The following is a 21,030-nucleotide window of genomic DNA, read 5'->3' on the forward strand; positions in this document are numbered from 1 at the left end:
TTTTAAGACAGTACCTTACAGACATCTCACTTTTGAGATGATCTGGCATAAAACCATGAGAGAAGTGTTGGGAAGAGCGCTGGTTCCGAGTCCCTTTTTCATTTTTAAACTTCCCATGCCATGAAAATCATCAAGCAATCGGTGGGCGCTGACATCGCCAAAGACAAGTTTGACGCCTGCTTCTCGGTGCTTACCCATGAGCAGCGCGTAGTGGTGAAAGCCTCCCGCAAGTTCCCCAACTCTCCCAAAGGCTTTGCTGAGTTTACCCAGTGGGTGAGCAAGTGGGCAGATCCATCAGTGGAGCTACTCTTCATCATGGAGGCCACCGGGGTATACCATGACAACCTGGCCTGACAGCTGCATCAGGCGGAACGGAAGGTAATCATCGTGCTTCCTAACAGGGTCAAGCAGTATACCAGGAGCCTGGGTCACAAGTCCAAGAACGATAAGGTTGACGCCAAAGCCCTGGCTCACATGGGGGCGGAAAGAAACCTGGCACCCTGGCAGCCCATGAGCTGTCAGCTCTACCTGCTGCGCAAACTCACCCGGGAGCATGAGCAGATTCATCAGATGCACACCGAGGTCAGTAACCGCCTCCACGCTGAGACCCACTCCATGCTAGCAAGTAAGACCACACAGCGAAGGCTCCAGAAAACCCTAAAGCTCTACGACATGCAGCTGCAGGCCATTGAGGAGGAAATAAAGGCCACCGTCGAAGAGGATCCTTTGCTCAGTGACAAGGTAGAGAAGGTGACCACCATCAAAGGGGTGGGTTTGTTGACAGCGGCCACCGTTATTGCCGAGACAAACGGCTTTGCCCTCTTCACCAGCCAAAAGCAGCTCGTCAGCTACTCGGGCTATGACGTGGTGGAGAACCAGTCAGGGAAGAGGAACGGCAAGACGAGGATTTTCAAGCAGGGCAACAGCCACATTAGGCGCATTCTCTACATGCCGGCTTTGCATGCAGTGAGACGAAACGTGCCGGTTTTCCGGGCGCTATATGATCGCCTGACGGGGAAGGGGAAAAAGAAGATGCTGGCCTATGTGGCAGTGCAGAAGAAGCTACTGATTCTGATTTACACTTTATGGAAGAAAAATGAGGTTTGGAACCAGGACCGCTACGCGCAGCAAACCCCCAAAGGAGACATCCAAGGCCTGGAGGCCGGAGCCTCTCTTTCAGGTGTCAGCGCAGCTGACAAAAACACAGTAGCCCCGACTCTTGCCAGGGCTACACAAGATGAGCATCCAGCACCTATCGGCCAGGAGCTCTCTTTCAGGTAAGGTGAAGATAAGAAAAATTCAACTAAAATCCTTGACTTTCAAAACAGTACCTCATGCTCTGCACCACTGGTACCCCCTCGAGTTGCTCCCGGAAGGCACTGCAGGCATACTGCACGCCCCGGTCAGAGTGGAACAAAAGGGAGTGGGACAGGGGCCTGTTCCTGATGGCCATCTGCCAGGCCGCCACGGTGGTCGCCTCCGCCTCCATCGTCTGGCTCAGCGCCCAGCCCACCACTTTCCTGTCCGCAAGGTCCAGCACCACCGTCAGATAGAGCCAGCCTTCCCCGGTTCTGATGTAGGTTAAGTCGGATACCCATTTCTCCGCCGGTCCTGTCGCTTGAAAATCCCTCGAGAGGTGATTCTCCGCCACTGTGTATGCATGGCTGGAGTCGGTGGTCTGCATCCGGTATTTCTTGCGTATAATGCTCTTGACCTGATGCTTCTGCATCAGGCGGGCCACGCGTGGACGCGACACGTGAACTCCCTGCTCTTTGAGCTCAACAGCAATCCTGGGGGAGCCATAGCGGCGTTTGCTCTGCTCATAAACCTGTTTAATCTGCTCGACTAGTTCCTGTTCTTTGCCTGCTCTCACCCCCACCGGATGCTTGAGCCAGTAATAGTAGCCACTGGTACTTACCTGGAGCACCTTACACATCCTCTCAACGGGAAACTGGTTTCGGTGCTCCTTTATGAACCTGTATACCGCCCGTCTCCCCTGGAGAAGTTGCTCACCGCCTTTTTTAGAATATCGCGCTCTAATTGCGCCTCCTTCAGTTCTTTTTGCAGCCGCTTTATCTCCCTTTGCTCGTCTGTCAGACCTTCCGTGGGTCGGATTGGCGAGCTGTCCTTCTGTCGCCACTTGCTCAACCGGCCGGGATCTATTCCCAGTTCCTCAGCTACCTCTTTTACCGAACCTCTGGCGTAGGAGAGGTCAATGGCCATCCGCTTGAAGGAGGCATCAAATTCACGTCTGTTCATAGTAGTCAAATTTAAACCTTTATTTAAATCTGCCTAAGAAAAAGCCTCCAGTCAAAGGTAGCAAGTTCAATGCGCTGTATCTGATGCTGTTGAGTCTGGGGATAGTGCTGGTGAACCTACCGCCCAATCGCCCGACCTTAACCCAATAGAGCGCATATGGAAACAGGTAAAGAAGGCGATAAGTGAAGATAAGATATGACGCAGTCTATAACCAAAGCTATCTTAAAGAAAGCCAATTCAAGGAGCTAAAACTCTTTGTTATATCGCGCTATTTTTGCGCCTGAATGACCTCATACTGTATAGGTTTGAAGCTATAGTTGTTGGACTGCTCCGCTGAGCAGGCCGTAAGCCCAACAATTAAATCCATCTTAGCTTCCAGCAGCAGATAATCTCCAGCCTTACTGGTGGGCGGGGCAACAGTCAGTCTGCCATCTGCGGCGAACTGCACATTCATGAAGATGTTGAAGGCAGTCGGCACGTCATCAGGCTCTACGCCATACTTTGCCAGATTGGTGTAGAGGTTTTCGAAACAGCTGGGATGGTACTCGGGGTTTTGGTACATAATTTGAAAGGTTTCCGGACTGCAGGGAGCCAGCAGGAAATCGTTGCGGCCGTTGGTATCCTCCAAAATATGCATCATCTTATGGCTGCGGTTGCTCCAAAGATGGTGCCCCTTCGTAATCAGAATCGTCTCTTCAAAATCTAGTGTTTTCCCTGAAGATAGTTTCTCACGCTTGTCCTCGGCATTGAAAAGCACCATATCGCTTACCTGCTCGCCCTGTGGGTCCATCACTTTCAGCTTATCGCCTTTATTTAATTTAAAAGCGGCACCTGTCTGCCTGGCTATTGTTTCTATCATTCTTAAATATTTAGTTGCTTCTATTCGAGTGATTATAAATTACCTGCCAGGAAAGGGCACTTCCAGCTTTCGTCTACGTGGCGGCCGCTGTACTGCGGTGCTTCCAGCCCTTTGTCGAAGTCTTTCAGCATAGGATTTATACTTCCATCATAGGCAACATCCCGGTCGCGAATTACATTCTTCATGTTTTCATAAACGCCTTTCTCGCGCAGCTGCTCAAACTGCCGGTGCAGGTTAAAGGCCATAGCTGTGTAGCCTAACCTCCTGGCTTTTCTGCTGGCGTTGGGATGCAGGCCTACCACAAAAAAGGCGGTACCGTTGTAGCTGAAGCTGAAATTAGTGTCAGTGGGGTTGCTGCTAACCTCAGAATCCCAAGGTTCGGAACTGTTGTCGCTGTTATGCAGCAGCTGCAGCTGTGCCCACAATTTGTTCTCAAAGTCAAGCTCAGCTGCTGGCTCTTCCTCTCTGAAGAAGGCAACCAACGTCATATATTCGCTGTCGGCTGCAATTGTCTCGGCTATATATTGCTTCAGGTCATGGCCCAATAACCCGGTGGTTTCATCTGTCGCCATCCTGTTATACACCCCTATCCGGAGCTGCTTTGAGTTCAAGGCAGCCTTGGCACCCACGCATGGATACTCCATATCGCCTACTTTATCGGAAATGCTACTGAGGAGGTCTTTTAAATGTGCACTATCGTCTGATTCCAGTTCTTCTGGCGTAAAGTATGTTTTGGTACTCATATTGATTATATAAAAAAGTCGTAAATGAGGCTATTCCTTTCAAGAGAATGAAGCCTTTATATTAAGTCAGTAGTAGCAGCGAAAAGCATAAAACACATATAAATTGGCTGCGCAGGCTAGCTAAAAGCATAAACCCATGCTCTTGCCTTCTGATTTTAGCTGTTGCCGATAGGAGATTAAACTTACTCGATTGACAGGCGATTATACTCTCATTGTCTCAAAAGGGTGCTATTTTATTAATTTAAATCTGATGAGTAGAGGATATGTATACTTGCGGGAGGAACCAGTTATCTATACGCTTTTTTCTACTGTACTAGCTACTTTGCTGCCCCACACTATCTTACCAAAGGCTGCTGTTGCTTTAGCTAATGCTAAAACGTGCGTGTTGTGCCTTATAATGGTCTTTAAGCTTAACTGATATGATACTTTAACTATCTTTTCAAATAAATGTTTATATTTCTTGGTGATGATGCTTCACCGTACTTCTATAACACGGATGCAGTGCACCCACTTGCAGGCCTTTAAGCTGCTGCTCCCGCAGCAAATACCACTTTTTTTGGTAACGGCAGGGGAATCTTATTTAATCTGAAGATGATGAAACACACCTACAGGTAACTTTTATTTCTCTTTCATACTATCATGGGTTTCCCCAGTTCGCTTTTGCTTTGAGCACCGGCACGCATCACATCATCGAATTTAAGAGAGCCAGTTTTCCCCTTAAGGCATGTTCTTTTTCTCAACTCTCCAATTTGGGTTCTTTGAAAGACCTGCAGGTTCACCTGTAAATAGCTTGCCTGCCGCGCTGTCGCCCTTCAGTTGCCACTTGTACCAAGCGGTAGCAACCTTAGCAAATTCACCACCATGCGGCTGGCTGTAAGTTCCGGCATGCCCAACATCCATGTTGGCCATGAAAACCGGTACATGGTTAATTTGTTCGTAATCGTCCATGCCATTGGCATAGGCTATGTCCTTTTCGCCTCCAAGCATATACAGTGTTGGCGAATGAATTTTCTTCAGGTTTTCTTTCGTAAGGTTCGGCATGGCACTCCTCCCGTTTCCGGGGGTATTAAAAATACCGCTATTAAAGACCACTACTGTGCTTACACGTGGGTCGGAGGCTACTTCAAGCGTTTGTAAACCACCGCAGGACATACCGCTTACTGCTACTTTGGTGACATCAATTTTATTGTAATAAGGGCTTTTCCTGTTTTTATTCTGAGCAACCGCCCAGTCAATGGCATCAAGAAGCTGGGAAGATGTTGATTTCCCGGTCCCTTTTTCTCCTTCCTGTGGCATGGGGCCGATAGCAACCACTAAAAAACCATAAGAGGATACCTCAGACAAAAAGTTTACATGTTCCCAGGGAGAATTGGCACAAGCTCCATTGCCCCAGGCAATGATGGGCAGTTTATTTTTTTTCCCAAAAGCGCTCAGGTTTTTCGGGCGGAAGACGGTATGCGTGGGTAATGTGCTTTCGGTGAGCATCAAGGCGCTAAATGGACCGGTTCCGCCGTCTTCCACCACTCTTGACGCAGATTGATCGGAGGTAGATGGCCGCTGTGCATAGCCCGGATTGAAAGCGCTTAGCAAAGACAAAGTCAGGAAAGCAGAAAATAAAATTTTAGTCATCATATGAATCATGTGCTATCATATAACAGCAGCATAAGCTGCTTTCAATATGTGCTTTGAAGAGAAGTCGCAAAAGAAAATTTACCTGCACGTTGGGTGATTTTAAAATCACCCAACGTGTTAAGACCAGATGGCAATTTCTACTTATTCTTTTATTAGCTTCTTTAGAACATTGTCTCCGGCCGGGTCTGCTTTTATACTGGTGCTGCCCGGTTTATGCTGCAGGTGGCCTTACTTTTTTTTGAATTAAGTTGAAAATTTCTGATTACTGCTGACAGGCTGTTGTCATTCTGCAGCTTTAGCTTTGCCTGTACAATCAGTTAAAAGATAACCCTTGAGCTATGAACATGGAAGAAACAAAGAAGCGAACTGCTTCGGTGGTCACCTCAAAAGACCTGCTAAAGCACTGGCAGGGCCACAGAAGCCTTACCCGCAGGGTAATTGAGGCATATCCTGAAAAAGAGTTGTTTGAGTATTCCGTTGGCGGGATGCGCCCTTTCGCGGCCATGGCGCAGGAGCTTCTGGCCATTGCTGTTCCGGGTATCCGGCAGATTGCCGGAGAGGGGACGGAAGAATTAAACGAGCACCTTGACAAGGCCGGTAGCAAAGGGGATTCTAGCCCTCTGGGACGAGGCTACAGCGGAAATCAACAGGTATGGGGCGCAAATCCCTGAGGAAAGATTCCAGGAGCACATCCTGGCCTTCGGGCAGTATGAGGGGACGGTGTGGTCTACCCTTTTTTACTTTATCGACAATGAAATCCACCACAGGGCGCAGGGCTACGTGTTTCTGCGCTCACTAGGCATAGAACCGCCTTATTTCTGGGAAAGGTAAAAGCCTCACGCATCGCATGGAAACAGTGCTGGTATTCAGAACATCGGTGACAACAAACCGCAAAGTCAGCCAGGTCAGGCCGCTGCTGGACAGGCTCATGGACAAAAGCGAGAAATGGAACTTTGACCTGGAGGATTGTGACCATATCCTCCGGGTCGAGGCCGTCTCGGTGCAGGCCGCTGCCATCATCGAGAAACTCGGGAAAGCCGGCTTCGCCTGCGTAGAACTGGAGAACTGACGCTGCCTGCTTAACTTCCCGGTTTCAGGTTGGTGCTCGCTTTTTCCAGCAGCTCGCTCACCCGCGCCCTGAGGCTCTCGGGCTCCACAATATGGGCGCAGTCGCCGAACATCATAAACCAGCGAGGGAAGCCGTCCTGCATGCCGGAGGTCTGGAAGACCATCTCCACCTGATCGCCTATGGTGCTTTCCGATGTGAAACCGTAGTACCTGCGCCCGGATTTGATGTGCTTTGACACCTCTCTATCCACCCGTATCACCACTTTGGTTCTTTCGGCAGGAACATCACTGTTCCTGTAGCCGGCTGCGTCCCTGTGTTCCTTTGTAAAAGGCAGGTTCGTTCGTCTTATCACCTGCATCCGGTCGGTGCGGAACTGGCGGTAGTCGGCACGCAGGTGGCAGTAAGCCATCACGTACCAGTAGTTGTTTTCATTGAACAACCCTACAGGCTCAACGATACGGTCTGTCGGCTCATCTGAATAAAGGGACTGGTACTGAAGGGTGACTTGCTTCTTTTCTGCGATGCCGTCCAGTATCACGTCCAAAGCATCGGGTGTGCTCTCATGAAAGAGCTCCTGGGAGGAGTGGACCCAGATCTGCGTCTCCAGGGCGGCCACCCGGTCTTTCGCACTACCCCTCAATATGGATTTTACTTTGTACATGGCTGACTCGTAATGGGCTCCCAACGCTTTGTCGCTAAATTTCTGCATCAGCTTTTCGGCTGCCACGAAGCTGCCGGCCTCTTCCCGCGTGAACATGACCGGGGGCAGGCGGTACCCTTCCACCAGAGAATAGCCCACGCCAGCCTCCCCGGTAATGGGCACTCCGGATGCCTCTAACGAGCGAATGTCCCGGTAAATCGTGCGCAGGCTCACCTGGAAGCGGTCGGCCATCTCCTGTGCCTTTACTACCCGCCCTGACTGCAGGTGAACGAGCATTGCTACAATGCGGTCAAACCGGTTCAAGTGGTCACTTTTCATAAGCAAATGGAATGCCCTTAAAAATACATAAACAATCTGGAAATGCGCCTTTGGCACGTTTCTTCCCTTTCCTTTTAATGGGTTTATAATTGAAAAAATCAGGACAAAGAATAAAACATTGTGCACAAGACATACAAGGCATGCACTCGCTCAGGCCGTTGGTCTGCTTTGAAAACCGCCCAGTAATATTGTGGTACTAATTTTAAGATTTTTAAACAGTCTTTATAAAAGTGTAAAGCCCAGCGGCAGGTGCCCCGACACAAACCTGCTCTCTCTCTAACTGGTGCTGCTCACAGGATTGAGCTGATAGAACGACACACCTTGTCTCTAGGGCGTTATACCTTCTAAAAAAACCTCAAAAAATAAATCATATGCCTTGACTTTACGTAAAGCATTATTAACTTTGAAACACAAAGTACTTTAAAGATGAATCAACAGCAAGACCAGTTAGCTACCCTGCACGAGATCAGGAACATCATGAGTCGCTCCTCCCGCTTTATCTCACTCAGCGGCCTGTCCGGCGTGGCTGCCGGGGTTTCTGCGCTCTTGGGCGCGGCTGTTGTGAAATGGTACCTGGTCACCCACCAAATTAACTATACACAAAGCCTAGGGCGCAACCTAACAAGTGAGTCTGTCCTTTTTATGGCCGCTGTGGCGGTGCTTGTGTTCATTCTTGCACTCTGCTCTGCTACTTACTTTACTGCACGCAATGCCCGCAGAACCAACCACCAAGTCTGGGATAGTAAAACAGAGCGGATGCTGGTCAACTTGTTCATCCCTCTGGCAGCAGGCGGCGTGTTCTGTGCCGTGCTGCTCTACCACAACCTGCTGTACCTGGTGGCACCCGTGATGCTTGTCTTCTATGGCCTGTCATTGTTAAACGCCAGCAAGTATACCCTGAACGAAATCCGCTACCTGGGCCTCTCTGAAATTATACTTGGCCTGCTTAGCAGCTTTTTTCTGGGCTATGGCTTGCTTGCCTGGACGGTGGGCTTTGGAGTGCTGCATATTGTGTATGGCACGCTGATGTACTTCAGGTATGAGCGCTAACGGACCTGTGAAAGATTATCTTGAAAACATAAATAAGGCCTTCGAGAGCAGGGTGCGGCTCGGTATTATGTCGGTGCTGATGGTGGAGGACCGTGTGGATTTCAGTACGCTGAAGGATACACTGCAATTAACAGATGGCAACCTGGCCAGCCACCTGCGCGCACTGGAGGAAGCAGACTACCTACAGGTGGAGAAACAATTCGTGGGCCGCAAGCCGAACACCACTTACCACGCTACTGCCACCGGCCGCGACGCATTCGGCAGCCACCTGGACGCCCTGGAGCAGCTAATCCTGAGTAACCGGAAGGACAGTTGAAATTTTTTTGCTCTTAAACTTTGTAACTCAAAGTACTTTACTGAAATGGAAAGTCAAATCACCATACATACGCTTAAAAACGCAGGGCAATGATACTGGAAATTCACAATCTCTCTAAAACCTATCCGAATGGTGTTCAGGCACTAAAGGATGTCACACTCACCATTCCCAAAGGGATGTTCGGCCTGCTCGGCCCAAACGGTGCCGGAAAGTCTACGTTGATGCGCATTCTTGCGACACTGCAGGAGCCGGACCAAGGCAGCATTCAACTCGGCGATATAGATGTCATCAGGCAAAAGGAGGAGGTGCGCCAGACACTTGGCTACCTGCCCCAGGAGTTTGGCGTTTACCCAAAGGTAAGTGCGGAAAGTCTGCTCGATTACTTCGCTATACTCAAAGGTATTACCGAGCGGCGGGCGCGCAAAGAGGTGGTGGAGGCGCTTCTGCGGCAGACGAACCTTTGGGAGGTGCGCAGGCAGAAGCTGGGCGGCTATTCGGGCGGTATGCGGCAGCGCTTCGGTGTGGCGGTGGCACTTCTGGGCAACCCGAAGCTGCTGATAGTGGATGAACCGACGGCTGGCCTGGATCCGGCTGAGCGGGTGCGGTTTCTGAACCTGCTGAGTGAGTTGGGCGAGAACAGCGTCGTTATCCTTTCAACTCATATTGTAGAGGATGTTTCGGAACTGTGCACCAACATGGCCATCATCAACAAAGGAGAAATACTGCTGGAGGCACAACCGCTGCAGGCTGTGGCAGAACTGGAAGGCAGGATCTGGCGCAAGCTCATTGAAAAACACACGCTGCCTTACCTGGAGCAGGAGCACCAGGTGATTTCTACTAAACTTCTCAGCGGGCGCACCATGGTCCATATCTATAGCCATGAAGCACCCGGCCATGGCTTTGAGCTGGTGGTGCCAGACCTGGAAGATGTTTACTTCAGCACCATGGCAGGCTACTACAGCGCCAGCCATCATAAAGTGGTGGCACCATGAAGTTTTGGGCAATTTTTCGGTTTGAGTTTACTTACCAGGTAGGCCGTCCCTGGCCCTGGCTCTTTGTCATGGTGCTGCTCGTACTCACTTTCCTGATGACGAGAGACGGCTCCCTCTCCGAAGTGCTATACTCCGAGTTCTTTCTAAACTCGCCTTTCGCCGTCGCAAAAACAACGGTATTTGGAAGCCTGATCTGGCTTGTGATGGCCGCGGCCATAGCCGGAGATGCGGCGGCGCGGGACGTGGAAACGCGCATGTATCCACTTACCTACACCACTCCCGTCAGCCGGACCAATTACCTAGGTGGCCGGTTTCTTGCTGCGCTCGCTCTTAATGCCTTGATCCTGCTCGCCGTGCAGGCAGGTATTTTGCTGGGCGTTTACCTGCCAGGCGTGGATGCTGAATTAACCGGTCCTTTCCGTCCGGCTGCCTTCCTAACAGCCTATGCCATTATCGCGCTTCCCAACGCCTTGGCTGCTACGGCAATCCAGTTTTCGCTGGCGGCACGAAGTGGCCGTGCTATGGCGGGTTACTTCGGAAGTTTCCTCCTCATTTTCATGGGCTTTTTTGTTGCTGCGCTGCTGCTGTACCACCGGAGCGTGGGGACGCTGCTGGACCCAATCGGGGTCCGTTTTATAGTAGAGGATGTGGCGCATTTATGGACACCAACAGAGAAAAACTGGCGCCTGCTCGGGATGGAGGGAATTGTGCTTCAGAACCGCCTCTTCTGGTTCAGCATCGCGCTGGTGACGCTCGCCTTCACCTATCTGAGCTTTCGCTTCGCCCATCGTACGGAAGGCATCTGGTGGTGGCGCAGAAAAGTAAAACGGTATGACAATACCCCAGTGGAGGCAGGTATAGGAGCCAGACAGGGCGCGCCAATCTTCGTTCCGGCGATCACTCGTACCTTTGGCCTCGCCACTCATGCACGTCAGACTGCCGCCATCGCATGGGCATCGTTTCGAACGGTTGCAACGAGCTGGGGCGGAATCTCCCTGTTAGTAGCCCTGCCGCTCCTGACGATTCCGGTGGTGCTTGATCAAATGGAATCCAGAGGTGTTCCGCTGGTACCCAATACCATCTACGTCATCAGCGAACTGACAGGCTCTCTTTCTGATGAGCTGAGTCGCTGGGTGATCATCCCCTTCCTCATTGTTTTCTTCGCCGGTGAGCTGGTATGGCGGGAACGAGACGCTGGACTGGGTGAAATAACGGATGCTATGCCGGGTTCGGAATGGGCTCCGTTCCTCGGTAAATTCCTGGGACTCGGCTTCGTACTGGTCGCTTTTCTGGCTCTCCAGACTATGGCCGGGATAATTGCTCAGGTTATATTGGATTATCAGGGCTTTGAGATCGCTCTATACCTGAAAATCATGTTCGGGCTTCAGCTTACCGAATACCTTCTTTTCGCGTTGCTTGCCCTCGTGGTGCACGTGCTGGTGGACCACAAGTATATCGGCCACCTGGTGGCGATCATTGCCTTTGTTTTCATCGCTATGGCCTCGCTGTTCGGTATCGAGCACAACCTGCTCATCTACGGCGCCGGTCCGGGGTGGTCCTATACGGAGATGCGCGGCTTCGGCCCTACTCTCGCGCCATGGCTCTGGTTCAAGGGCTACTGGGCAGCCTGGGCAGTGCTTCTCGCAGTGATGGCGCGGCTGCTTTGGGTGCGCGGCAAGGAGAGTGGCCTGCGGGTGCGGCTCCAGCTAGCGCGCCGTCGTTTCATAGGTGCCACCACCTGGACTGCTGCGGTGGCGGCGGGGCTTATCCTTGTGCTGGGTGGGTTTATCTTCTACAACACGAACGTGCTGAACGAGTACCTCACTTCTTCTGAGGTGAAGGAGCGGCAGGCGGAGTACGAGCAACACTACGGACGGTACGCAGGTATCCCACAACCGCAGGTGTCGGCCACTAGGCTGCACGTGGAGATTTATCCTGTGCGGCGGGAAGTGGAAATACGCGGCACCTACAGCCTTGTGAACAGCACCACCGAGGCAATCGATTCTATCCACATAGCTACCATGCCCGGGATTGAAACAGAAGCCCTAGCGTTTGATCGGCCCGCGGCCCGTGTGCTCGCCGATGAGGAGCTTCACTACCGGATTTACGCGCTGAAGCAGCCGCTCCAGCCTGGCGATTCAATCCAGCTTGACTTCCAGGTGCGCATGAAACCGCGTGGCTTCCGCGAAAATGGAGTCGATGCTTCTGTTGCTGAGAATGGGACTTTCTTCACGAATGCCTGGCTGCCTGCTATCGGCTACCAAAAGAGCCGCGAACTAATTCTTGCCAGTGACCGACGGGAACACCATCTTACCCAACGCCCGCTGATTGCCTCCCTCTATAATGTGGAAGCGCGGAAGAAAAGAGCAGGGGGGAAGACCACCTTTGATGCCGTTATTGGCACCGATGAGGGGCAGGTCGCCGTTGCGCCGGGGGAACTGCGCCGGACATGGGCAGAGGGTAGTCGCCGGTACTTTCGCTATTCCACCAGTGCCCCCGGGCATGAGTACGCCTTCTTCTCCGCCGGCTATGCGGTGCATGAAACACTGTGGAAAGACTCTACGGCTGACTCCGCGCGAAATATCTCCATCCGAATATTTCATCACCCCGAAAACACGGCGCAACTGGAAAGCATGGTTCAAACCATCCAGGCTTCTCTGGATTACTACACCGCACAGTTCGGCCCATACCGCTCCAGCCATCTCACCTTTGTCGAGCGCCCTGGCAATGGTATGGGCATGCACGCTGAAGCCCGCAGGATCTCGTACGCGGAAGGATTCTCCCACTGGATGCCGAAGGACGAACCGGGTAGTCTGGATGTCCCGTCTGCGATAGTGGCACACGAGATGGCCCATCAGTGGACTGTGCCCTATGCAAATGTCGAGGGCGCACCGGTGATGTCTGAGAGCATTGCCTGGTATTATGCTATGAAACTTTTCGAGTACGACAGAGGTCCCGAGCAGTTTCGGAAGCTTCTAAGCTGGATGCACGAGCCGTATCGACGGGAGATTCGCCAGGGGGAACCCTTGCTCCGCGGTCTTGACCCTTATATGTCCTACCGCAGGGGACCTTTTGCGCTGTACACGATGAGCGAATACGTTGGCGAGGATCAGGTAAACAGTGCGCTCCGGCGCCTGCTGGAGAAGCACCGGCAGCAAGACGCACCCCTGGCAACGACGCTCGATCTGTACCGTGAGTTGCAGGCGGTCACACCAGATTCGCTGCAGTACCTGCTGCACGATTTGTTCGAGGTGAACACCTATTGGGAACTGGAGACAGAGCGCGCCACAGCGACTCAGACGGAAGCAGGAACCTGGCAGGTGACGCTCGACGTGCAGGCGCGCAAGCTTGTGTCTGATAGTGCAGGCGTGGAAACGGAGGTGCCGATGAATGACTGGATACAAATCGGAGTGTTCGCCAAAGGCGATGAGCTGAAAGAGCCGCTATACCTGCAGAAGCACCGCATTCGCTCCGGAACGCAGACGGTAAAGGTGACGGTGCCTCGTGAGCCCGCTCGTGCCGGCATCGACCCCCATTACCTGCTGGTGGATCAGGAAGCAGGCAACAATGTAGCGGAGCTGAAGATGGAATGATGAAGCTGCATCACAAGCACGCTTGTCAGTGCCACTCCATTCATAAAGACTTCCCTAATGAAAATCTCATTCAGCATCTAAAGAAATAGAACATGAAAATAGACATCATCATCGCCTATGTGCAACGGTATGAGTTTGGGCATGAAAGAGATTTCGTTCCGCCCATTACAGGCATCCATTTAGCGGCCATCACACCTGCAGAACATGAAGTCAGGGTATTTCATCAGCAGGTCGACAAACTTGACTACAATACTGATGCTGATGTAATAGCCATCTCTTTCTTTAGTGGCTTTGCCATGGCGGCTTACAGTTTGGCTGCTGAATTCAGGAAAAGAGGAAAAGTAGTGGTGGCCGGCGGTCCTCATGTGACTTATTGCCAGGAAGAAGCCTTGAACTATTTTGACGCCATTGTGACGGGCGAAGCAGAAAACGTGTGGCCAACGCTGTTAAGGGATTTTGAGCTTGGACAGTTGCAGCAGGTATATACCGGAACACCCTGCGACATGGTAAATTTGCCCACACCCCGGTATGACCTGTTGCCCGAAAAGTTTTTCATAAAAAAGGTGCTTCAGGCCACTAGAGGCTGCCCTTTCTCCTGTTCATTTTGCACTGTTCCTTCCTTGAACCCCGGGTTCAGGTTACGGCCCATTGAGGATGTGATAAGAGATGCTTCCTATGACAATTTCAGCCATTGGTGGCAACGAAAGATTGTGTGGTTCTGGGATGATAATCTAACCATTCGGAGGCCCTACATCAGACAGCTCCTGAATGAAATGATACCCCTGAAAAAGTGGTGGCTAACCCAGGCCAGTATGGATATTGCAAAAGACCCGGAACTGCTGGACTTGATGAAAGCCTCTGGTTGTATAGGTGTTTTTCTGGGGATAGAGTCTTTTGGTGTTGATTCCCTGGCGGATGCCAATAAGCGGCAAAACAAAATAGCCCACTATAAAGTGGCTGTTAAGGAAATCAGAAAACGGGGAATTGCTGTGATGGCAGGGTTCATTGCCGGTTTTGACCATGATGATGAAAAGAGCATCATCCATATGGCTGACCAACTGATGGAAATCGGGATAGATGTTCCCTTTCTAAGTATCATGACTCCTTTTAAGGGAACCCCCATTTATACCAAGCTAAACCAGGAAGGCCGGATTTTAAGCCAAAGAAACTGGAATTTCTATAACGGCTACAATGTAGCATTCAAACCGAAGAAATTAAGCGAGGCCCAGTTACTGAATGCGCATAGGGAGTTGTGGAAAAAGTCTTTTTCGCCCTGGTATTCGCTCAAGAGGATTTTACAGGGGATTTATACTTTAAGAACGGGTGCTTTTCTCTTGTCCTTTTTCATGAACTCATTCTATACCTACAAGAGACTGAGAAGTAATTACCCGATTGACATGAGCAAGAGAACAGACTTGAACAATCTTGTGCCACCTCCAACAAAAGCTGAAAGCAACAGCAGCCTGCTCGTTGTAGCTGAAGCCAGCTAAACTGCCAGTTGCAGGCTAAAATATGGAACAACATTAGATTCTTATTCAAAGGGGAAGTGAATTAAGCTGCACACCATGATTATCAACTCTAAATAGTATATGAAACAGTCCAAGTTCATTAGAATCTATTCATTAGTACTGCTGTTTACAGCATTTTCCGCAGGTGTTTACGGTCAGGAGGTTGATATAATTCAAAAGCCTAAAACAGTTGAAGAACTAAGAAAAGCTATCCTCGAGGTGTTAGCGGAAACAGGCACTCCTGCTGCCGGTATAGCCTTGGTAGATAGTGAAGGGCCGGTATGGATTGAAGGAATTGGGATAGCTGATCGGGAAAAAAATGTTCCTGCTGACGAGGAAACCATGTTCAGAATTGGATCTACCTCCAAAGTCTTTGTTGCGCTAGCGATCTTAAAACTACAGGAGCAGGGAAAGTTAAGCCTGAAGGACCGTGTCAAAGACTTGGTGCCTGAAATTGAGTTTGCAAATCCTTGGGAAGACACAAACCCCATCCTTGTGGAGCATCTCCTGGAGCATACCACAGGCTGGGACGACATACATCTACCAGAATTCACTTCAAATGACCCTGAACTTAAACCACTGAAAGAAGGACTGGCTTATCACCCTCATTCCAGAATTTCCAGGTGGGTACCGGGCACAAGAATGGCCTATGCTAACTCAGGCCCTGCAGTGGCTGCCTACATCGTGGAGAAAACTACAGGTCAAACCTATGAGGCTTATATCCAGGAGAATTTTTTATCTCCTATGGGTATGGAGACCATGACTTATTTTCTTTCGGAAGATTATAAGCAGAAAGGAGCCACCTTATACAAAGAAGAGTATCCGCAGGAATACTGGCACATCATCATGCGGCCTTCGGGAGCTATTAACGCATCTCCAAAAGATATGGCCAGAATGCTTCAGCTTTTTGTCCAAAGAGGAAGGGTGAACGCCACACAGCTGATATCGGAAAGCGCCTTAAAAAGGATGGAAACTCCTTCGACGACCTTAGGCGCTAAGGCGGGATTGAAATACGGGTATGGCTTAGGCCTCTATACTTCTGACCATAATGGTTTCACCTATTACAAGCATGGAGGCGGGATAGGTGGAGGCGTTTCTGATTTCTCCTATCTGCCGGATTATGGTGTAGGCTACTCCGTTCAGATAAATGCCGGCAAGCCTGAGGTTATCCGTAAGATTTCAGGTCTTATCAGGGACTATCAGACACATCATCTGCCAAAGCCCGAAAAGACATTTTCTTCTTCTGAATTCAAAGGTATTGCACGTCCATTAAACGGCTATTACCAAGCTATAAATCCAAGAAACAGCTTGCCTTTTTATTTGCCACCCTTAACGGCAGAGCGCATTTGGACAGAGGGAGACACCATATACAGCCAGCTTCCTGCTTTTTTGGGAGAAACAGTGAAGTTTGTTCCTGCTGGTAATGGCTTTTACCACAATCTACATACAGGTAGACCAGATTTTGTCATTGTCACTGATCCGCTGGAGGGGGAGGTTTTGGAACTGGCTGGGAAGGAAAGCGGAACGGTTACCCTTGGCGCAATTCCCGGAGCAATATTATTCGGGAGAATAGCAGTGCTCATGCTTTGGGTAATTCTTGTTATTCAAGCTTCTGTATTAGTACCCTTTTGGGGTTATCGCTACTGGAAAGGCAGGATACCCGGTGGCGCTAATGTGCTGATCAGGGTTTGGTCTCTACTGCCGGTGGCATTTTTGATGTCCGCTCTTGTGCTCTTTGCTGCTGGCGCAATGGACGGAACAGGGCTTTTAGCTAAACCCAATATCCTTTCATTATCCATCATGCTTGCAACACTAGGGTTTTTTGCTGCTGCGGTTTTCTCTGTTGTCATAGTAATCAGGTTTCGAAATAAAGGCATCAAAAGATCTATATTTCTTCCTGCTACTTTCTTGTCTGGACTACACTTACTCGTTGCTTTTTACTTGTTATGGCATGGTGTCATAGGCCTTCGGACCTGGGCATAGGGTGGAAATCAATTCCAGTGCTCCGACCTCCAAACTTGCTTCATTTTTTAAATAAATAAAACTATCCCATTCGCGTGGAATCAAAAGATGGAACTACAAATCACGAAAATCTACAGAAAACACCCAAAGGGTGTTCAGGCACCAAAGGATGTCATGCTCACCATCCCCAAAGGTATGTTCGCCCTGCTTGTCCCTAAGGGGGCTGGCAAGTCTATGTCGACGCCGATGCTGGCCACACTGCAGGAGCCGGATCTGGATAAATTATACTGCAGCAGTATGGTAATCTACTACAGCGACAACCAGAAGAAGGAGGTGACGCCATGAAGTTCCGGACAATTTTACAATATGAGTTTTCCTACCAGTTACGCCATGTTTCAACCTGGTTCCTGTTTGCTGTCTTCCTATTGTTCGGTTTCACTATCCTGAGAATGGTCACGCTTACCGACGAAACGCACCTGAATGCGCCGGGCACGATCGCCTTCTTTACGGTCTTCGGCAGCGCGATATGGGTGGTGATAGGAGGGGTGGTTGCCGGTGATGCTGCTACCCGGGACATGCAGACGCATATGCATCCACTTACTTATACTACGCAAGTTCCCAAGATTAGCTATCTGGGAGCGCGATTCCTGGCGGCATTGGTACTTAATGCTTTACTTATGCTGATACTTTACGCCGGAATGCTCCTCTCCTTTTATGGTCCCGGTGCAAAGACGCAGTTTATCGGTTCATTCCGTCTCGCGTCTTATCTAACCAACTTTGGTTTTCTGGCACTGCCTACGGTCATCGCTACTACGGCCATCCAGTTTACGTTCGCGGCATGGAGCGGCCGGGCCATTGCCAGCTATATTGCCAGCATTGCCATCATTATTTTTTCCCAGTTCGGCGGCACAACGGTGCGGTTCATGCTGGAGTGGAAGGTACTGGGTAGCCTGATGGACCTCCTGGGCACCAGCATTATTGCGGAAATGGAAGGCTGGACGCCGATCGACAAGAATACGCGGTTGATCCTGCTGCAAGGTACATGGCTCTGGAACCGCGTCATGTGGTTTTGCATTGCTGCAGGTGCGCTTGCGTTTACTTACTTCGGTTTTCAATATACCCATGTTACGAATGTCAAGAGGTGGAGTATTTTCAGGCGCCGGTCAAATACGGCGCAAACTGCCGCGCAGGCTGCACCGGACGCGTTTCATACCCGCAACATTGCGACCAGTCCAGCTAAAGTGCCGCACTTCACGCGTAATTTTGTATGGGCAACGTATGTGCGCCAGGTACTCACCCTCGCGGGGACGTCGTTTTGGGCAGTTGCAAAAAGCTGGGCCGGGCTTACTCTTGTAGCGGTATTAGCTATAGGATCTGGTCTGTTCGCGACCGAGTATATGGAATTTTACGGTGTTCCGCTGCTTGCCCGAACCGAGGAAGTTTTAAGAGTCTTGACGCCACCCCTGAGTAACTACCGGACACAGTGGATCATTTTCCCCTTGCTCACCATCTTTTACGCCGGCGAACTCGTCTGGCGCGAGCGCGAAGCAGGTCTGAATGTACTTTCGGACACCACGCCAGTGCCAGAGTGGGTCATGTTCCTCGGTAAATTCATCGGGCTCGCACTCACTATCACCGCTTGGGTCGCTTTTCTGATGGTGGCCGGGATAATCAACCAACTCGTTATGGACTACCACCAGTTCGAGATAGATGTATACATGAAGGCGCTCTTCGGGATGCAACTCACGAACTACCTTCTCTTCGCCCTGCTCGTCTTTGTGATTCATGTTCTGGTGAACCAAAAGTACATCGGGCACATGGTAGCCTTCTGCGCGTATGGTTTTATCCTTTTTTCCTCAATGATAGGGGTAGAGCACAACATGCTGGTATATGCCTCTGATACGGGATGGTCTTACAGTGACATGAGCGGCTTCGGTCCATTTATCACGCCCTGGTTGTGGTTTAAGTTCTACTGGGCCTCCTGGGCTTTCTTACTCTCCGTGCTAGCAATTTTGTTTTGGGTGCGAAGCAAAGAAGGCGGCCTTGCCACGCGGTTTCACCTGGCACAGCACCGGTTTGCAAAGCATAAAAGAGCTTTATTCACAGCCCTGGCGCTTGTTCTTGTATCGGGTGGTTTTATATTCTACAACACCAACGTGCTGAACAAGTTTACAAGCACCGCTGACAGAATGGAGATGCGCGCGGAGTACGAGCGACGGTATGGGCAGTATGAAAACACACTGCAGCCAGCACTGACTCGCACCAGGTTAAAGGTGGAAATCTACCCAGATGATTATGCAGCTGATATAGAGGCCACGTATCATCTCGTAAATAGAGGCGAAGTTGCCATCGACTCCATCCACTTTTCTACCGTACCGCACCTCGCAATTACAGGGATTTCCTTTGACCGGGCGGCTACCCCGGTGGTGCTTGATGAACATCTCGGTTACCGGATTTATACTTTAAAAAAAAGGCTTGAGCCAGGTGACTCCCTGCTAATGAGCTTTAAAATTCAAATAGAATCGCGCGGTTTCAGCAACGATGGAGTAGGCGCCTCTGTGGTTGAGAATGGTTCTCATATTAAAAGCGACTGGATGCCGGTTATTGGCTATAATGATGACCGGAGACTGCGCGATGCGCGTGACCGCTCCACGTATGGGCTTCCTCCGCGTCCGGAGAGGCCTTCTCTGTACGATGTGGCAGCACGCAACGACGCCCGTCATGCGGAGCAGATGGACTTTGAAGCTGTTGTGGGCACCACAAAGGACCAGATTGCTGTTGCGCCAGGCGCTCTACGTCGTACCTGGACGAAAGGAGACCGCCAGTATTTTCATTATGCTACCACTGCACCCATTCATAACGAGTATGCTTTTTTCTCGGCCAAGTATGCCGTACGTGAGGCACAGTGGGTGCCGCGTTCTCCCCGCTCAGGGCAAGCCGCTGCGTTTTCCGGTCACGGTGACAACACAGGGAAACCTGTTGCCATCCAAATCTTTTATCATCCCGCCCATGACATCAACGTGGAGCGCATGGTAAAAAGTGCACAAGCTTCGCTGGCATACTACACGCAGGAGTTTGGACCTTACCCGTACAGTCATTTCCGGGTGCTGGAGCGACCAGGGCCTGGCCGCGGAATGCATGCCGAGGCTATGACGATTGACTATCCGAGCGGGTACTCCCTGATGAACCGGGCGCCAGGTAGCCTAGACCTCCCGTACCACATCATGGCGCACGAAGTGGCGCACCAGTGGTGGGGTATCTACCTTTCTCCCGCCGCAGTGGAGGGAGCCGGTTTACTCGTCGAAAGCTTTGCCACATATTCTGCCATGCAAGTGGTGGAGGAAACGCTGGGCTACGATCACCTGCTCCTTTATTTGTCACAGATGCGACACGAGTATGAGGTGCCTCACTCTAAGGCGGCTCCTCCCTTACTACGGGCCAACAACAGGTTTATGAATTACCGCAAGGGGCCTTTCGCGCTCTTCGCACTTCGGAATTACATTGGGAAGGACAGTGTAAACAATGCACTCCGGCGGATGCTTCGAGACTATACGCCAAGCCCTCCCTTGCCAACGACGCTCGACTTTTACAGGGAGCTGCAGGCAGTGACGCCAGACTCTCTTCAATACCTGGTGCATGATCTCTTCGCCGCCAACACGTTCTGGGAGCTCGAGACGAAGCAGGTCACGGCAAAGCAGACCGAAGCAGGTAACTGGCAGGTAACACTGGAGGTGGAAACTCGAAAGGTGACAGTCGACAGCATCGGAGCAGAGACAAACATACCTATGCAGGATTGGGTAGAGATCGGCGTCTACGCGCCGCGTGCAGCAGGCGAGTCATCGGCAAAAGTACTCTACCTTCAGAAGCATCGCATTGGCTCGGGCAAGCAGACGATTATCCTCCATGTATCAGAACAGCCCGGGCGTGCCGGCATTGATCCGAATCACCTGCTGATTGATTTGGATTTACACAATAACACCAGAAAGGTGGAGGTTGAGGGGGTGGACGAAGCGGAAGAGGAGCCTGATCTGATCTAAAGGTAAGTTGCTCGGTACCAAATAGGTGTTT

General features: G+C 50.9%; 20 protein-coding genes and 1 pseudogene. 12 read left to right on the forward strand and 9 right to left on the reverse strand.

Annotation, left to right across the window (positions count from 1 at the left end; genetic code table 11):
* The first annotated feature begins 120 nt into the window (after nt 1-120).
* Nucleotides 121-1,281 (forward strand): annotated as a pseudogene (locus E1919_RS20125) (IS110 family transposase).
* 22 nt (nt 1,282-1,303) lie between these two features.
* Here E1919_RS20125 and E1919_RS20130 read toward each other — a convergent pair.
* The 5 genes from E1919_RS20130 to E1919_RS20150 all read right to left on the reverse strand — a co-directional run bounded on the left by E1919_RS20130 (nt 1,304) and on the right by E1919_RS20150 (nt 5,493).
* On the reverse strand, nt 1,304-2,041 hold the full coding sequence (locus tag E1919_RS20130; protein WP_237144716.1) for an IS3 family transposase: 738 nt from the start codon (nt 2,039-2,041) through the stop codon (nt 1,304-1,306).
* The gene (locus E1919_RS20135; RefSeq protein ID WP_162055227.1) at nt 1,969-2,259 is read right to left on the reverse strand and encodes a transposase; all 291 of its coding nucleotides are present in this window, start codon (nt 2,257-2,259) and stop codon (nt 1,969-1,971) included. The genes E1919_RS20130 and E1919_RS20135 overlap by 73 nt, the downstream gene beginning before the upstream one ends.
* Nucleotides 2,260-2,527: 268 nt before the next feature.
* Nucleotides 2,528-3,118 (reverse strand): DUF1989 domain-containing protein, encoded by a 591-nt coding sequence (locus E1919_RS20140; RefSeq protein WP_162055228.1) that lies wholly within the window; start codon nt 3,116-3,118, stop codon nt 2,528-2,530.
* A gap of 32 nt (nt 3,119-3,150) precedes the next feature.
* On the reverse strand, nt 3,151-3,861 hold the full coding sequence (gntA, locus tag E1919_RS20145) for a guanitoxin biosynthesis heme-dependent pre-guanitoxin N-hydroxylase GntA (protein ID WP_162055229.1): 711 nt from the start codon (nt 3,859-3,861) through the stop codon (nt 3,151-3,153).
* Between the two features lie 717 nt (nt 3,862-4,578).
* Nucleotides 4,579-5,493 carry a poly(ethylene terephthalate) hydrolase family protein gene (locus E1919_RS20150; RefSeq protein WP_202915954.1) on the reverse strand — a complete coding sequence of 305 codons (915 nt, stop codon included), beginning with the start codon at nt 5,491-5,493 and terminating at the stop codon, nt 4,579-4,581.
* Nucleotides 5,494-5,831: 338 nt separating this feature from the next.
* Between E1919_RS20150 and E1919_RS27645 the strand changes: the two genes are divergently transcribed.
* Genes E1919_RS27645 through E1919_RS20160 form a run of 3 tightly spaced genes read left to right on the forward strand, consistent with a single transcriptional unit; the run spans nt 5,832 to nt 6,562 of the window.
* Nucleotides 5,832-6,164: a hypothetical protein gene (locus tag E1919_RS27645; RefSeq protein WP_237144686.1), complete on the forward strand. Its 333-nt coding sequence runs from the start codon at nt 5,832-5,834 to the stop codon at nt 6,162-6,164.
* Nucleotides 6,079-6,324, forward strand: coding sequence for a DinB family protein (locus E1919_RS27650; protein WP_237144688.1), 246 nt, complete (start codon nt 6,079-6,081; stop codon nt 6,322-6,324). The genes E1919_RS27645 and E1919_RS27650 overlap by 86 nt, the downstream gene beginning before the upstream one ends.
* Before the next feature lie 16 nt (nt 6,325-6,340).
* Nucleotides 6,341-6,562 carry a hypothetical protein gene (locus E1919_RS20160; RefSeq protein ID WP_162055230.1) on the forward strand — a complete coding sequence of 74 codons (222 nt, stop codon included), beginning with the start codon at nt 6,341-6,343 and terminating at the stop codon, nt 6,560-6,562.
* A gap of 10 nt (nt 6,563-6,572) precedes the next feature.
* Here the strand turns inward: E1919_RS20160 and E1919_RS20165 are convergent, their stop codons facing one another.
* Nucleotides 6,573-7,541, reverse strand: a complete 969-nt coding sequence (locus tag E1919_RS20165; RefSeq protein ID WP_162055231.1) for a helix-turn-helix transcriptional regulator — start codon at nt 7,539-7,541, stop codon at nt 6,573-6,575.
* A gap of 426 nt (nt 7,542-7,967) precedes the next feature.
* Here E1919_RS20165 and E1919_RS20170 point away from each other — a divergent pair, with 426 nt between their 5' ends.
* The 3 genes from E1919_RS20170 to E1919_RS20180 all read left to right on the forward strand — a co-directional run bounded on the left by E1919_RS20170 (nt 7,968) and on the right by E1919_RS20180 (nt 9,899).
* Nucleotides 7,968-8,591, forward strand: coding sequence for a hypothetical protein (locus E1919_RS20170; protein WP_162055232.1), 624 nt, complete (start codon nt 7,968-7,970; stop codon nt 8,589-8,591).
* Nucleotides 8,581-8,907: a winged helix-turn-helix domain-containing protein gene (locus E1919_RS20175; RefSeq protein WP_202915955.1), complete on the forward strand. Its 327-nt coding sequence runs from the start codon at nt 8,581-8,583 to the stop codon at nt 8,905-8,907. The genes E1919_RS20170 and E1919_RS20175 overlap by 11 nt, the downstream gene beginning before the upstream one ends.
* An 89-nt stretch (nt 8,908-8,996) precedes the next feature.
* Complete coding sequence (locus E1919_RS20180) at nt 8,997-9,899, forward strand: ABC transporter ATP-binding protein (RefSeq protein WP_162055233.1); 903 nt, start codon at nt 8,997-8,999, stop codon at nt 9,897-9,899.
* A 31-nt stretch (nt 9,900-9,930) separates the two neighbouring features.
* On the opposite strand, the gene E1919_RS27655 is transcribed toward E1919_RS20180, so the two are convergent.
* The 3 genes from E1919_RS27655 to E1919_RS27665 all read right to left on the reverse strand — a co-directional run bounded on the left by E1919_RS27655 (nt 9,931) and on the right by E1919_RS27665 (nt 11,422).
* Nucleotides 9,931-10,155: a hypothetical protein gene (locus E1919_RS27655; protein WP_237144690.1), complete on the reverse strand. Its 225-nt coding sequence runs from the start codon at nt 10,153-10,155 to the stop codon at nt 9,931-9,933.
* A gap of 178 nt (nt 10,156-10,333) precedes the next feature.
* Nucleotides 10,334-10,555, reverse strand: coding sequence for a hypothetical protein (locus tag E1919_RS27660; protein ID WP_237144692.1), 222 nt, complete (start codon nt 10,553-10,555; stop codon nt 10,334-10,336).
* Nucleotides 10,556-11,257: 702 nt separating this feature from the next.
* Nucleotides 11,258-11,422: a hypothetical protein gene (locus E1919_RS27665; RefSeq protein WP_237144694.1), complete on the reverse strand. Its 165-nt coding sequence runs from the start codon at nt 11,420-11,422 to the stop codon at nt 11,258-11,260.
* 126 nt (nt 11,423-11,548) lie between these two features.
* On the opposite strand from E1919_RS27665, the gene E1919_RS27670 reads away from it, so the two are divergent.
* The 5 genes from E1919_RS27670 (at nt 11,549) to E1919_RS20205 (ending at nt 20,999) form a co-directional block, all read left to right on the forward strand.
* Nucleotides 11,549-13,492 (forward strand): M1 aminopeptidase family protein, encoded by a 1,944-nt coding sequence (locus tag E1919_RS27670; protein WP_237144695.1) that lies wholly within the window; start codon nt 11,549-11,551, stop codon nt 13,490-13,492.
* Nucleotides 13,493-13,584: 92 nt separating this feature from the next.
* Nucleotides 13,585-14,982 (forward strand): B12-binding domain-containing radical SAM protein, encoded by a 1,398-nt coding sequence (locus E1919_RS20190; protein WP_162055235.1) that lies wholly within the window; start codon nt 13,585-13,587, stop codon nt 14,980-14,982.
* Between the two features lie 99 nt (nt 14,983-15,081).
* Nucleotides 15,082-16,983, forward strand: coding sequence for a serine hydrolase domain-containing protein (locus tag E1919_RS20195; RefSeq protein ID WP_162055236.1), 1,902 nt, complete (start codon nt 15,082-15,084; stop codon nt 16,981-16,983).
* A gap of 87 nt (nt 16,984-17,070) precedes the next feature.
* On the forward strand, nt 17,071-17,307 hold the full coding sequence (locus E1919_RS20200) for a P-loop NTPase family protein (RefSeq protein WP_162055237.1): 237 nt from the start codon (nt 17,071-17,073) through the stop codon (nt 17,305-17,307).
* A complete protein-coding gene (locus E1919_RS20205) occupies nt 17,304-20,999 on the forward strand; it encodes an ABC transporter permease/M1 family aminopeptidase (protein WP_162055238.1) in 3,696 nt (1,231 codons plus the stop codon). Before E1919_RS20200 ends, E1919_RS20205 begins: the two co-directional genes overlap by 4 nt.
* The last annotated feature ends 31 nt before the right edge of the window (nt 21,000-21,030 follow it).

Source organism: Pontibacter pamirensis, from assembly GCF_010015475.1.
Taxonomy (GTDB): Bacteria; Bacteroidota; Bacteroidia; order Cytophagales; family Hymenobacteraceae; genus Pontibacter; species Pontibacter pamirensis.